Genomic DNA, 14,576 nt, shown 5'->3' on the forward strand with positions numbered 1-14,576 from the left:
ACGTTGGACCCCTGGTCCTCCCGCCGGCGGCCAATAATATGTTATCAGCAGTAGCTTATGCATCCGGATCTTTCATGAACCTTTCGGGTAAGCGGAACCGTTCGGGGATATAGGGTTGACCTATTCCGTAGGCAACAACAAAAAAGAGCATTAGGGAAGAGAAAAGACTAATCCTACTCCCCTTTTTAACAACTTGGGGTTCAAATCGAAAGCTGATTTGGTGATTTCCGGCTGGGACCTGAAGGCCTCGTAAGGCGTGGTTTAATTTCAGGATGGGCTGTTCCTCTCCATCGATTTCTGCAATCCATCCTTCGGGATACCACAAGTCCGAAAAGACGGCGATACCCTCGGCGCTATTTTGACTGCTATACGTCAAGGCATCAGGTTTATAACTGCTAAGCTGTATGGAAGCCAATGAATCCACGGAAAAGATACGGCCCGCTTGAGCGGACTCCACCGCTGTATTGTCTCCTTTCACTCCAAGAGCGGTAAACCTCAGATCTACCTCCTTCATACGAAGCATTAGTTCATCGGCACTATTGACTACTTCCAGGGTATCTACAAACCAGGCATTCCCGAAGGCACTTGCGTTGCGCTGTGCAACTCGTTGACCCTCTTCCCCTCTTTGCATAAAGTACTTGACGTTCAACATGTCGAGGACTTGGTCGTTTCCTTGATAAGCCTGATACATGAATAACTCCTCTAAACTTCCCGGTTTTGCCGCATGGTAACCCCCTATGGATTTATGGTAGAAGTTGGTTCTTGCTCCATTGAGTTGTTCATTAAAGTCAAATACACGGTAATAGGAGGTGTCCTGAAGAATCTGTCTATCGGCTTCTGTGATATCAAAAGGAACTTCGATTCGGCGTTTACCGACAAAGTCATCCTCCTTTAGGTATCGCTTGGCTACCCCGTACAGGTCCACCAAGATCAATAGGCCCATGACGCCAATCCAATAGACCTCTTTGGTGTTCTTTTTAAGCGCTATAAAAAGGATGCCAAAAGTGGCTAGAATCAAGAAAAAACTTCTCCAGAGATCAGCACTAAAAACGGCGCTGCGGTCTTCCTGAATCATGGCCATTATTTCGGCCCCGTAGTATTGGGTGTATTGGGCATCAGAAGCAGCTTCAAAAGAGAAACTCCCTTTGAAAAGAAGCAAGAGTAAGCACAAGCCAGCGGTGATGCCACCGGACCAAAACAAAGCTTTGCGTTTCTTCGCTTCATCCAGTCCTCCTTTAAAGAATTGATATAAGCCAATTATGGCCAAGGCAGGAACACAGATTTCCAAAATGACTTGAATCGAGGAGACCGCTCGGAATTTGTTATAGAGCGGAAAATAGTCGATCATAAAATCGGTCAGCGCATTAAAATTTTTACCCCAGGAGAGGAGTAACGAAAACAAAGCGCCTAACGATAGCCATAGCCGCAGTGGGCCTTTGACAAGGAATAGTGCCAAGACGAATAAAAAGAAAATAACGGCTCCGATATAAGCTGGTGCCGCCACGATGGGCTGAGCTCCCCAGTACAAGGGTAAGGCCTCACTGAACTGCGATGCCTGTTGGTAGGAGGCCCCGCGGCTTCTCAGGTATTGAAAGGTATTGGAGTCTTCACCTAAATTTTCACCATTGGATCCTCCAAACAGGCGAGGCGCGAATAGATTTAGGGATTCACTAATCCCATAACTATAGCGGGTGATGTATTCTTTGTCTAATCCAGAGGTGCTTTCCTTTTGGGTTCCTTCTGGGGTTAATTCCAAGGAAGAGTCGCCTCGGGTGCTCCAAGCGGCGTACTCTTGGGTTGCTAAGATTCCTGTAGCGTTGGTCCCAATGGAAAAAAGCAAACCCAGCAGTAATATACCCACCTGTACTCCATAAACTTTCCAGTTCTTTTCGCGATAAGCCTGTACCAATTGAATGAGCAAGTAAACCCCAACCAGGAGCATGAGGTAGTAGGTCATTTGGTAGTGATTGGCGCTGATTTCAAAAGCCATGCCCAAGGCAAAAATCACACCTCCCCAGAAATACTTCCTTCGAAAGAGCAACATCAGTCCAGCGAGTACAATAGGCGCGTACCCTAGGGCATGTGCCTTGGCATTGTGCCCCACCTCAAGTATGATGATTAAATAGGTAGAAAAGCCATAGGCCAAGGCGCCAAGTACAGCCCACCTCCACTCTACTTTCAAACTGATCATAAAAAGGTAAAAACCGAGGAAGTACAAAAACAAATAGTCCGCCGGGCGAGGTAAAAAACGGATGAGTCGGTCTAGACGCTTGATGTAATCATGCGGATAATTCGCACCCAACTGGTAGGTAGGCATACCCCCAAAAGCGTTGTTGGTCCAATACGATTCTTTACCTGTAGCCTCCTTGTAGTCGTTTCGTTCTTTGGCCATTCCCAAATACTGACCTATATCAGACTGGTATAAGGCTTCTCCTTTGAGTACTGGAGAGAAAAAAAACAGGGATAAAACAATAAAAAAGAAGATCACTCCTCCTTGCAGTAATAACTCTTTTTGGAACCCTTTCATACTGTGCTTTGACGACGAAAATACGTCATTTTTGTCCATTCCAACTTTAGAAATACTAATTTTGAAAAGACATACGAATCGCCCGCGATCCTCGTTTTAAGTATACCATACAGCTCTTAAGTCCTTGTGATTATTGCAAAACAGTACTCGAACATTATAATTGAATTTTGAACTATGCAATCGGGTAATTCCTCTGTTAAGAGAGTTGTAGGACTCCTGTTACTTCTAATTTGTTTATCTCCTGGTGTCAACGCCCAGTATACGGAGGTCATCAATTCCAATCGACCTGGATTGGCCGTTAGCGCCTATGCCTTGGGAAGCAATGTGCTTCAGGCAGAAATTGGTGGATTTTATGAAATTCAGGATCACTCTTTGCTGAATACAGAGTCCAGTATTGTTGGGACTGATTTCGCTCTGCGTTATGGTTTGTACTTCGAAACCTTAGAAGTGACCTATGAAGGCACCTTTATTCGCCAGGATATACAGTTCAATGCACTTGGAGGTCAGAGCGATGTCCGCTCTAATTTTACAAGGAACCGATTGGGTCTTAAATTGTTGGTGTTTGATCCTTACAAGAATCCCAAACGCAGCAAACCCAATTTATACAGTTGGAGGAAGAACAATCTCTTTCAGTGGAAAAACCTAATCCCTGCCGTTTCCCTCTACGGGGGAGCAAACTTTACAATCGGAGACAATCCATTTTACCCAGAGGATCCGCTCTTGAGCTACCGGGCAATGGTGGCGACCCAGAGTCGTCTAACTCCAAAAATGGTGTTGATCGGCAATTTTGCCTACGATCGAATCAGTACTGATTTTCCGGAGTACAGCTACCTTGTGTCGATCTCTCATTCCCTCCGAAATCCTCGATGGAGCATCTTTGTCGAAAACCAGGGAATACAGAGTGATCGCTATGCTGATGTTTTATTTAGAACAGGTTTTGCGCATTTGTTCAATGCCGATTTTCAAGTCGATTTTAATATCGGAGCCAGCATAAAAACTACTCCAAGCCGCTATTTTGCTTCGGCAGGAATGTCTTATCGCATAGACAGACACCGTGATCGGTTGGTCAAAAAGAAAGAGGCATCCCCTACCAGCAACAAAAGAATCAAAAAACGCGGATCTCGTAAAAAGCGGAATAAGGCGCGAAAATCTGATTTTTAAAAGCGCTCAGGAATAAGTAATATTGGCTTCTAAAGCAGAGCCATGATTGAATTGCGAGAAGCAATTACCCCCGCTGACAAGAAGAAGTTCGTCGTCTTCCCTTTTAGCCTTTACAAAGATTCACCCTATTGGGTACCACCGATCATCAAAGATGAGGTAGACAGTTTTAATCCGGAGAAAAATCCGGCCTTCGACAATGCCAGAGCCCGTTTTTTTATTGCTTATCGCAACGGTAAAGCCGTCGGAAGAATAGCAGCCATTATTAACGATTGGGAGGTTAAAGAACAAGGTATCGCCAAAATGCGATTCGGTTGGTTTGACTTTATTGACGATCTGGAAGTCTCCAAGGCACTTCTAGACAAGGTTGTTGAACTGGGAAAGGAAGAAGAATTGGCCTTTATTGAAGGCCCCGTTGGTTTTTCTAATTTGGATAAGGTCGGTGTGATGACGGAGGGATTTGAACATATTGGAACCATGATTACGTGGTACAATCACCCTTACTACGAAAAGCATTATCGGGAGTATGACATGTTACCCGAAAAAAAGTACGACGAGAATACCTTCCCTTTTGCCAATGCAAAACCTGAATTTTTCGGGAAAGCGGCAGACCTCATAACCAGACGGTACAAGCTAAAACCCAAAAGCTTTAAGCGGAGTACAGAGGTAATGCCTTTTGCTGACGCTATGTTTGACCTCTTCAACGAGAGCTATGCTTCCCTATCGTCTTTTGTTCGCATAACAGATCGTCAAAAAGAATTCTTTAAAAAGAAGTACATCTCTTTTATCAATCCAGAATACATCAAATTTGTCTTTGATGAAGAAGGGTCATTAATCGCCTTCGGTATTGTGATGCCGGCCTTTGCCAAGGCTTTGCAAAAAGCCAAAGGAAAACTGTTTCCAACAGGGATTTTTCATTTACTCAAAGCGAAAAAGAACAGTAAAGATGTGATTTTTTATCTCATTGGGGTCCATCCTAAATGGCAGAATAAGGGGATTACAGCGGTCATTTTTAAACTGTATCACGAGACCTTTAAAGCCAAAGGGATTCAAAACTGCTACAGAACGCCGGAATTAGAAGACAACGAGGCTATTCATAAAATCTGGAAAAACTTCGATCCTGTCGTTTATAAACGACGTTGCACCTTTCGTAAAGACTTTTAATCTAACCTATAGTGCTTGAAGTGTTAATTCAAAAAAATGAATTCGAGACCGTCACTCACCCATTGCCGCAGCAACAGCAGCGGAAAGACGCTTGTAGGTTCCATTTTCTAGTCTTTCACGAATAGAAGAGAAAGCCTCAAGAGTCTCGTTTACATCATCCAAGGTATGGGTCGCTGTAGGAATCATACGCAAAAGGATTAACCCTTTCGGGATCACGGGGTAAACGACAATTGAACAGAAAATACCAAAGTTCTCACGAAGGTCTTTTACCAAAGCCATCGCTTCTGGGATACTACCATTGAGGTAAACAGGTGTCACACAGCTGGAAGTTGTACCCAGGTCAAAACCACGCTCGCGCAGACCATTTTGAAGAGCATCTACATTCTCCCATAGTTTGGCCTTCATCTCAGGTTTACTACGAAGCATGTCCAAACGCTTAAGAGCACCCTTGACATAAATCATGGGCAATGATTTAGCGAACATTTGTGATCTTAAGTTATACTTTAAATAGTCAATGATTTCTTTATCAGCGGCTAAGAATGCCCCAATACCGGCCATAGACTTAGCGAAGGTGGCGAAATAAACATCAATTTCATCCTGAATGCCCTGCTCTTCTCCTGCTCCAGCACCTGTTTTTCCGAGTGTACCAAAACCATGAGCATCGTCCACCAAAAGACGGAAGTTGAATTTCTTTTTCAATTCAACAATCTCCTTCAGCTTCCCTTGTTCCCCTCTCATTCCGAAAACACCTTCAGAGATCACCAGTATCCCACTGTTGTTTTCTTCGGCCATTTTTGTAGCTCTCTCGAGGTTCTTCTCAAGACTTTCGATGTCATTGTGCTTAAAAGTGAATCTTTTTCCGACGTGCAGGCGCACCCCATCAATAATACAAGCGTGGCAATCCACATCATAAACAATAATATCGTCTTTGGAAACCAAAGCGTCTACAGCGGACATGATTCCCTGATAACCAAAGTTCAAGAGGTAAGCAGATTCTTTAGAGACGAATTCAGCCAATTCGTTTTCGAGTTGCTCGTGGTACTCCGTGTGGCCACTCATCATACGGGCGCCCATGGGGTAGGCAGCACCGTGCTCCAAAGCGGCATCGGCATCAACTTGCTTGATCTCGGGAAGGTTTGCCATCCCCAGGTAGTCGTTGATACTCCAGGTAATCACTTCTTTGCCCTGGAACTTCATTCGGTTAGAAATTGGGCCTTCTAACTTAGGGAAGACAAAATAGCCTTCCGCCTGAGACGCCCAACGGCCTAATGGCCCTTTGTTTTCAATGATACGAGCAAACAAATCCTTCATAAGTTCCTAAGCATTAAAATAGAGGTGCAAAAATAGGGAATAAAACCACTTTTCCAAGCGGATAAACCAACAACTAAGGCACATGAAAATGGGTCTTTACTTGACGTAGTGAATGCTGGATTCCACTGCCTCCTCCTTCTCGGTCAAGAATCCTTGGCTGCGCATCCATTCATCGTTGTATACCTTACTCATATACCGGGAGCCGTGATCCGGGAAAATAACAACAACAACACTGTTTTGGTCAAAGACTCCTTCTTCAGCATACTGCTTTACCGCTTGCATTGCCGCGCCACTGGTGTATCCGACAAACATGCCTTCGGTACGAGAAATAGTTCTCGCCATATGTGCACTTTCTTCGTCGGTCACCTTCATGTAGCGATCGATAACGTCAAAGTCTGTTGCCGTAGGAATAAGGTTTTTACCTAATCCTTCAATGCGGTAAGGATAAATTTCGTTTTGATCGAACTCCTTGGTTTCGTGGAATTTCTTCAATACAGATCCATAGGCGTCAACCCCCAAGACCTGAATCTCTGGATTTTGCTCTTTTAAAAAGCGTGCTGTTCCTGAGATGGTTCCACCAGTACCACTACAGGCAATCAAATGGGTGATCTGTCCCTTGGTTTGTTCCCAAATCTCTGGACCGGTGGATCGGTAATGAGCTTCAGTATTAAGCTGGTTAAAATACTGGTTGATATATATAGAACCTTCGTTTTCTTGGTGAAGTCTTTTTGCTACTTCGTAGTACGATCTCGGATCATCCGCACTAACATGAGCAGGGCATACATGCACTTCTGCGCCCATGGACTTCAACATGTCAATTTTGTCTGGCGAGGACTTCGATGAAACAGCAAGAATACAACGGTAACCCTTGATAATACTCACCATCGCAATACTGAAACCGGTATTTCCTGAAGTGGTTTCTATTATGGTACTGCCTTCTTTGAGGATGCCTTTTCTTTCGGCTTCTTCAATAATGTGAAGAGCAATGCGATCCTTGGCGGAATGCCCTGGATTAAAGGCCTCCCATTTGGCATAGAATTGACCAGGAAAATCGAGGCATGTCTTGTTGAGTTCTACAAGGGGGGTGTTCCCAATAAGCTGGAGAACATTCGAATAAGCTTGGATAGGATTTTCCATTCGCTTGTGTTAGTAGTTGGTTTTCAGCTAGCAAAAACCGTTCAAAAATACATTTTTTTATAGAATCGGCTTCGAAAGGAGTCGACTACTCCACAATACCTTCCAGCTCAAAGAGAAAAGCGAACTCTTTTGCCAAATCTTTTAAGGCATTAAAACGACCGGAGGCCCCACCATGACCAGCTTCCATATCTGTATCCAAATACAGAAGATTGTCATCTGTTTTAAGGTCCCTTAATTTGGCAACCCATTTGGCTGGTTCCCAATACTGCACCTGACTGTCGTGGAGTCCAGTACTAACGTACATATGCGGATATTCCTGCGCCCGAACATTGTCGTATGGTGAATAACTCTTCATGTAGCGGTAGTATTCTTCCTCATTTGGATTTCCCCACTCATCGTATTCCGAAGTAGTCAAGGGGATGGAATCATCCAGCATAGTGGTCACGACATCCACAAAGGGAACAGCGGCTATAACTCCGTAAAATAGCTGGGGTGCCCGATTAATAACCGCACCGATTAACAATCCTCCGGCAGAACCACCTTGGGCGTATAGGTGCTCTGATTGGGTGTATCCTTGCTGTATAAGATGACGACCACAAGCGATAAAGTCCGTAAAAGTGTTGATTTTATGCAGAAGCTTGCCCTTTTCATACCAAGGCCTTCCGAGGTATTCGCCTCCTCTTACATGAGCGATGGCATAAATAAACCCTCTGTCCAGCAAACTTAAGCGGGTGGTCGAAAAGTGAGGGTCTATGGTAGAGCCATAGCTCCCATAGGCATAGAGAAGCAGGGGTCTTTTTCCATTAAAAGGAATATCTTTTCGGTATACCAGAGAAATGGGAACTTCAGCTCCATCCTCAGCTGTCGCCCATTCTCTTTTGGATTCATAGAGTTCAGGATCAAATTGAGGGTCTTGCACCTCCCCTTCTTTTAAAATGGTCTCTTCTCCGCTAAAAAGATCCCTGTCGATTACTTTGTAAGGGGCCGTCATAGTATTGAAAAAATAACGCAACTGTGTGCTGTCAAAGTCAGGATTCGCCGAACAACCTGCCACATAGGTTTCTCCTTCGAAGGGGATGTACTGCCCCTTCTCATCTCCCCATGCACAGATATACAGGCAGTTGAGTCCTCTTTTTCTTTCTGTCAACACATAATGGCTCTTGAACAATTCAAAGTCTTCCAACAGTACATCTTCCCGATGAGAAATAAACTCTTCCCAAGCCTCAATGTTCGTAGAATCTTCACAACAGCGCATCAATTTAAAATTGGTAGCACCATCTTTATTGGTTAGAATATAGAAGTGGTCCTGGTAGTGGTATATGCCATATTCTATCCCTCTTTCCCGAGGACTAAACACCTTGAAATCACCTAAAGGCTTATCGGTTGGCAGAATCCTAAACTCCGTAGTCAGGGTGCTGCTACTCGAAATAATTAGATACTTGCGAGACTTGGATCGATATACTCCGCAGCTGTAGGTGTCGTCCTTTTCTTCATAGACCAGGACATCCTCTTCTGGAAGGGTTCCCAACTTATGCCTGAAAATTTGATGAGATCTCAGTGTCACCGGGTCCTTGCGCGTGTAAAAAAAGTAGTTGCCTTCCGCAGACCAGGCCGCTGAACCCGTTGTGTTTTCTATGACTTCAGGGTATTCTCTGCTGCCTGAGAGGTCCTTAATCCTCAGCTGGTATTGCCTTCTAGAAACCGTATCTACACCGTATGTAATCAGTTGATTATCTGGACCTACAGAAAGTCCACGCAGGTGATAATAATCATGACCCTCAGCCATTTGATTCACATCAAAAAGAATTTCTTCAGTGGCGCTGAGTTCTTCTTTGTGACGGAAATAGATCGGATACTGTTGTCCAGTTTCATAGCGCACTCCATACCAATATCCGCGTTTCTTATAAGGGACGGAACGATCGTCTTCCTTTATACGACCTTTCATTTCCGAAAAAAGCGCTTCTTGAAAAGGCAGACTATCCGCTGTCATCGCTTGGTAATAAGTATTCTCCGCCTTGAGGTAATCCAGAACCTCCGGATTCTCTCGCTCATTTAACCAGAAATAGGGATCTTCACGCAGATCGCCGTGCTTTTGGTGAGTGTAGGGTTTTTTGGCCGCAATGGGCGGCTGAACAGCAGAATTGTCAGACATGGAATCGTTTTGCAATTTACAGTTCAAAAATACACTGGTTTCTAGCAATCCCTTGAATGCTTTGCGGTAGTTTTGCTAAAAATCAAGACAAAAATATGTTTGGGGATTTAATGGGTATGATGGGCAAGCTAAAAGAGACCCAGAAGAAAGTAGAAGAAACCAAGAAGCGTTTAGATACCGTAACCTTGGTACAAAAGAACATGGACGAAAGTATAAGCGTTCAGATCAGTGCGAACAAGCAAATCATCGATCTTCAGATAAGTGAGAAAATGAAATCATCTTCTTCCTTAGAATCTGAACTAAAAGAGGTGCTAAACCAGGCTCTTCAGGAAGCAGGAAAAATCCAGGAAGCCGAATTGGCTGCTGTAGCAAAGGACGGACTGCCGAACATACCCGGACTAGACAAAATGTTCCGATAATCCTAGGAAACTCTCAGAGCGCTTATTTTTTCTAACGTATACTGGTGCTGTTCTTCGGTATAATCTAAATGGGTGACCAGGCGTAGTTTGCCCTGCCCCATTCCAATAAGGCGAATACCCTCTTTTTCCAGTGCCGCAACCATATTCTCTGAGCTGATTTGGGAAGTATCCGCTTCAAAAATCACAATATTGGTCTCGATGGGCTCTACCTTTGCGATAAAAGACAGTCGCCCCAAGACTTCACCCAACTCACGAGCACGTCGGTGATCGTCCTGCAAACGCTTTTGGTGATGCTCTAGGGCATAAAGACCGGCGGCTGCAAGATATCCTGCCTGGCGCATTCCTCCCCCTAAGACCTTGCGTACACGCAGTGCTTGGTTTATTTTTTCAGCGCTTCCAACCAAAACGGAGCCTACCGGGCAGCCAAGACCTTTACTGAAACAAACGCTAATGGTATCAAACAAGGCACCATAAGCCTTGGGGTCGTCCCCTGTGGCTTGTAAGGCATTCCATAGACGGGCCCCATCCAAATGATAAGCCAAACCATGCTGAGCACAAACCCGCTGAATTTCTTGAAGTGCCCTAAAATCATAGCATGCTCCTCCTCCTTTGTTGGTTGTGTTCTCGACGCAGACCAGAGACGTAAGTGGACTGTGATAGAAGTCTGGAGGGTTTATGGCCGATTCAACCTGCTCTGCTGTGATCATCCCTCGATGACCAACTAAAAGCTTACAAGAAACGCCACTGTTAAAACTGACACCTCCCCCTTCGTAATTGTAGACATGAGCATAGTGATCACAAATCAATTGCTCTCCAGGTTGTGTATGCAACTTGATGGCTGCTTGATTGGCCATGGTTCCGCTCGGGAAGAACAAGGCGGCTTCCATCCCAAAGAAGTCCGCAACAGCCTTCTGGAAGGCGTTGATCGTCGGATCTTCCCCAAAAACATCGTCTCCTACTTCTGCACCATTCATGGCCTCCATCATCCCGGGAGTTGGTCGGGTAACGGTATCACTAATGAGGTTTACCTTCATAATTTAATTGAAATGAGCATCGCTGCAAGCCTGACCAATTGGAGAGCCATCAGGAATTTTGACAACTTCAAAAGCAGACTTGTGTCCGTATGGGTTTTTGATAAATTTTGAAATAGCACTAGCCAAAAGTGTTTTCGAGCTCGAGTTGTTATCGTTACCCAGCTTTTTACCTAGAACCGTCAATTCTTGCACTACGGCGGCTCTGACTTGCGGATAGACTTCATTATCGGAAGCGAGTCCCATCAAATGATCGAGTACACGCCATTGCACCACCTCTTGCACGGCCGCATTCACCCCTTTTTGTTTATTTTCAAAAGTGCTGGACAGGAGTTCTTTGAGTACTTCATTAAGCCCTAATTGTTTGGCGTCGCTGGCCTTTTGTAAGACCAATCTATTGGCCCTTTCCGGACGAAGCAAAAAGTAAAGACTAAAATCAGCCGATGTTTCTGCCGCGGCTAAAGGATCAAAAGAAACTCCCATTTTGGACCGGAAGGATTCCCGACTACGAGAAAATCCAAAACTTCTTGGAGGAAACAGCTCTCGCAAACGCTCTGGAATGACCAGAACCTCAGGTTGCAAAGTACTCAGTACTTGATCCAAGGCTTGTTTTTGCATGGATTTGCTCAGGGTTTTGACCCGAACTTGCCCATCTCCGCGTATACTGTAGTTGTAGTCCAAACCTCCGATCATTTTAGCGACTGCTTCGGTTTGGTACCGGTGAAAAAAGTAAAGAGGCACAAAGACATCTTCCAATTCGCTGTAGCTCCTATTCTTACGAACATTGTATTCCGAAAACTGATCAATAGCTTTTTGACGGACGGCCAGCACAGCTTCCAACTCTTCCGCAGGATTTTGTCCATTATCCCAAAGGTGCGCTTTGGCATGAGCACTGCCTGCGGGACGTGCATCCTGATCAGTGATGTAACGCAATCCATCGCGATAGGCTTTGTCCAAAACCGCTCGCAGATCTTCGTCTTCATTTTCTTTGGAGAAACTTCCATAGGCATAGGCTACACTAACTTTATCCCAATTTCCTATTCCTGTAGCATACGCATTAGAAAAGTCAATTTTACCATTGACCAATCCGAATTGTGGATGTGGGTAATCCATGACCGAAGCTCTTTTATTGGTACTGGCCGCAAAATTGTGTGCAAAACCCAGGGTATGGCCAATTTCATGGGCAGACAATTGTCTGATCCGTGCCAAGGCCAAATTGAGCATCGTTTCGTCATTGTCGTCTCTTTCGGCATAAGGCTTGTCCATCAAGGCTTGGGCAATCATAAAGTCTTGACGAATTCTCAAACTTCCTAAACTCACGTGACCTTTTATGATTTCTCCCGTTCTGGGATCAACCACACTGGCCCCATAGCTCCATCCTCTAGTAGAACGGTGGACCCACTGAATAACGTTATAACGAACATCTAATGGGTCGGCATCATCCGGAAGTATTCTTACCTGAAAAGCATTTTTGTAGCCCAAGGCCTCGAAAGCCTGATTCCACCAGCGCCCTCCATCAAGTAATGCTGAGCGCACCGGTTCTGGTGTACCGTTATCCAAATAATAAATAATCGGTTCAACGGCTTCACTAACAGCAGCTTCTGGATTTTTCTTTTCTAATCGGTGACGGCGTACAAAACGTTGGATGGTCGGTTCTTGAACGGGGCTGGCGTAATCGTAATAGGTAAAGGGGTACGATCCACTGCGAGGGTCATAATTTCGGGTCTGGTACCCTTTTTCGGGTAATGCAATGAAGGAATGGTGCTGAGAAACCGTCACTCGACTGGAGTTGGGCGTAACGGATCTTAACTCTCGACCTGTTGCCGATCCAGTAAATGTCAGGAGAACATCCCATTCTATATTTTTAGGGAAAGCCTTGGTTCTTTCCATAGCGAATGCACTTTTGGACTTGTCTAAAGAATAACTCCCCTGCCCCTTTTGACGTAATCGAGCGGCCACCCCATGGGTATCTTGCATTAAAAGAGGTGTAATATCGATCAAATAATGACCTTGACTTTCTTCTACAATCGGAAACCCTGCCCAAACCGATTTGGCAAAGGCTTGTTCGACGGATTTCTTTTCGAGTTCATTATCCGTTAAGGCGCGGTAGGTCAAATTGGGCTGAACCAATAAGAGTTTGTTTCCTGCTTTTTTAAAGAAAACCAACTGAGTTCCCCCAAGTTGTCCTCTATCGAGGCCGATATCATTGCTTCCCACACCACTACTCAACGAATTCACATACAAGAATTCTTTTTCAAGCTCCGGAACGTCCAAGTACATCTTGTCTTGGGCATCGTCGTAATAGAAATCAAAGTATCCTTCAAATTTCTGAAAGGATTTGGTTTTATCGAAGTTTTGTGAATACAGAATCGTCAAGGGTAAAAGTCCGATGCCCAAGAACAGAAGAACGGGCTTTAGGGACATGCGAAAGGCGGTGTATTTTCTCATAGGAGCCTAAATTAGAGAAAAACAGTTGCTCAACAATAAGGAAGGTCTATTTTTGCCTTCTATCCTAAATGCAGAGACGATGACAACCGAGCGCCACAAAGATCTAGTAGAAAGACTGGGGGCCTTAAGACGGTATCTTTGACATAGATGCCAAAAAGATTGAGATAGAAAACGAGGAAGAGCAAAGCGCTCGACCCGGTTTTTGGGAAGATCCTGTTCGGGCACAGACCCATATGAAGAAGCTGAAGAGCAAGCAAAAGTGGGTTAAAGATTACGAAGAAGCCGAACGAAGTGTTCAGGACTTAGAAGTCATGCTGGAGTTCTTCCAGGAAGGCGAAATCAGCGAAGAAGAAGTGCAAAACCAGTTTTCGGCTAGCCAAGAGTGGTTAGAGAATTTGGAGTTCAAAAACATGTTATCCGAAGAGGGCGACGAGTTAACTGCCGTCTTACAAATAACAGCTGGAGCGGGAGGTACCGAAAGTTGTGACTGGGCTTCGATGTTAATGCGCATGTATTTAATGTGGGCCGAAAAAAATGGCTACAGCGTTAAAGAACTCAATTATCAGGAAGGAGATGTCGCTGGAATAAAAACCGTAACCTTAGAAATTGATGGAGACTACGCCTTCGGTTGGTTAAAAGGAGAAAACGGGGTTCACCGTTTGGTACGAATCTCACCTTTTGACAGCAATGCCAAACGACACACCTCCTTTGCCTCGGTTTATGTATACCCCTTAGTGGATGACAGTATCGAGATTGAAATCAACTCCTCTGATATTGAAATTACTACGGCTCGTTCTAGTGGAGCCGGAGGACAGAATGTCAATAAGGTGGAAACAAAAGTGCAGTTGGTGCACAAACCGACAGGAATCCAAATCAGTTGTTCCGATTCACGTTCCCAGCACGACAACAGGGCAACCGCCTTGAAAATGCTGAAATCGCAATTGTATGAAATCGAGCTGCGGAAAAAGCAGGAAGCACGAGCCGAAATTGAATCCTCTAAGATGAAAATTGAATGGGGATCACAGATTAGGAATTACGTGATGCATCCCTATAAACTAGTGAAGGATGTGCGGACTGGACAAGAAACCGGAAATGTAGATGCCGTCATGGACGGCGATCTTAATGCCTTTTTAAAATCTTTTTTAATGATGATGGGGCAAAAAGAAGAATCCTAGTCATTGGCATTCTTTTTGTTTAACCTTTTTTAGTATCGTATTAACAAACCCTTA

At 44.6% G+C, this 14,576-nt stretch carries 10 protein-coding genes; 4 read left to right on the top strand and 6 right to left on the bottom strand.

All coding sequences use genetic code 11. The features are described from left to right. Positions 1-55: 55 nt before the first annotated feature. Positions 56-2,527: a YfhO family protein gene (locus BST99_RS04540; RefSeq protein WP_245916178.1), complete on the bottom strand. Its 2,472-nt coding sequence runs from the start codon at positions 2,525-2,527 to the stop codon at positions 56-58. 174 nt (positions 2,528-2,701) lie between these two features. Between BST99_RS04540 and BST99_RS04545 the strand changes: the two genes are divergently transcribed. Together BST99_RS04545 and BST99_RS04550 are read left to right on the top strand one after the other, a co-directional pair. Next, the gene (locus tag BST99_RS04545) at positions 2,702-3,688 is read left to right on the top strand and encodes a transporter (RefSeq protein ID WP_105000742.1); all 987 of its coding nucleotides are present in this window, start codon (positions 2,702-2,704) and stop codon (positions 3,686-3,688) included. 42 nt (positions 3,689-3,730) lie between these two features. Next, the gene (locus BST99_RS04550; RefSeq protein ID WP_105000743.1) at positions 3,731-4,849 is read left to right on the top strand and encodes a GTP cyclohydrolase; all 1,119 of its coding nucleotides are present in this window, start codon (positions 3,731-3,733) and stop codon (positions 4,847-4,849) included. 51 nt (positions 4,850-4,900) lie between these two features. Here the strand turns inward: BST99_RS04550 and BST99_RS04555 are convergent, their stop codons facing one another. The 3 genes from BST99_RS04555 to BST99_RS04565 all read right to left on the bottom strand — a co-directional run bounded on the left by BST99_RS04555 (position 4,901) and on the right by BST99_RS04565 (position 9,449). Continuing rightward, entirely contained in the window at positions 4,901-6,160 is a 1,260-nt protein-coding gene (locus BST99_RS04555) for an aminotransferase class I/II-fold pyridoxal phosphate-dependent enzyme (protein ID WP_105000744.1), read from the bottom strand. 96 nt (positions 6,161-6,256) lie between these two features. Next, positions 6,257-7,297: a PLP-dependent cysteine synthase family protein gene (locus tag BST99_RS04560; protein ID WP_105000745.1), complete on the bottom strand. Its 1,041-nt coding sequence runs from the start codon at positions 7,295-7,297 to the stop codon at positions 6,257-6,259. A gap of 85 nt (positions 7,298-7,382) precedes the next feature. After that, positions 7,383-9,449, bottom strand: a complete 2,067-nt coding sequence (locus tag BST99_RS04565) for a S9 family peptidase (RefSeq protein WP_105002436.1) — start codon at positions 9,447-9,449, stop codon at positions 7,383-7,385. A gap of 95 nt (positions 9,450-9,544) precedes the next feature. Between BST99_RS04565 and BST99_RS04570 the strand changes: the two genes are divergently transcribed. Beyond that, entirely contained in the window at positions 9,545-9,868 is a 324-nt protein-coding gene (locus tag BST99_RS04570) for a YbaB/EbfC family nucleoid-associated protein (protein ID WP_105000746.1), read from the top strand. Between the two features lie 2 nt (positions 9,869-9,870). Here the strand turns inward: BST99_RS04570 and BST99_RS04575 are convergent, their stop codons facing one another. Further along, complete coding sequence (locus BST99_RS04575) at positions 9,871-10,902, bottom strand: threonine aldolase family protein (protein ID WP_105000747.1); 1,032 nt, start codon at positions 10,900-10,902, stop codon at positions 9,871-9,873. Between the two features lie 3 nt (positions 10,903-10,905). After that, positions 10,906-13,347 (bottom strand): zinc-dependent metalloprotease, encoded by a 2,442-nt coding sequence (locus tag BST99_RS04580; RefSeq protein WP_245916179.1) that lies wholly within the window; start codon positions 13,345-13,347, stop codon positions 10,906-10,908. 79 nt (positions 13,348-13,426) lie between these two features. On the opposite strand from BST99_RS04580, the gene prfB reads away from it, so the two are divergent. Further along, positions 13,427-14,522, top strand: a protein-coding gene (gene prfB / locus BST99_RS04585) for a peptide chain release factor 2 (protein ID WP_146106202.1) whose coding sequence is annotated in 2 segments (ribosomal slippage) — positions 13,427-13,486 and positions 13,488-14,522 — 1,095 coding nt in all. Because the reading frame shifts where the segments join, the coding sequence is not laid out codon by codon here. Positions 14,523-14,576 lie beyond the last annotated feature (54 nt).

The sequence above is a fragment of the Aureicoccus marinus genome (assembly GCF_002954325.1).
Lineage (GTDB): Bacteria > Bacteroidota > Bacteroidia > Flavobacteriales > Flavobacteriaceae > Aureicoccus > Aureicoccus marinus.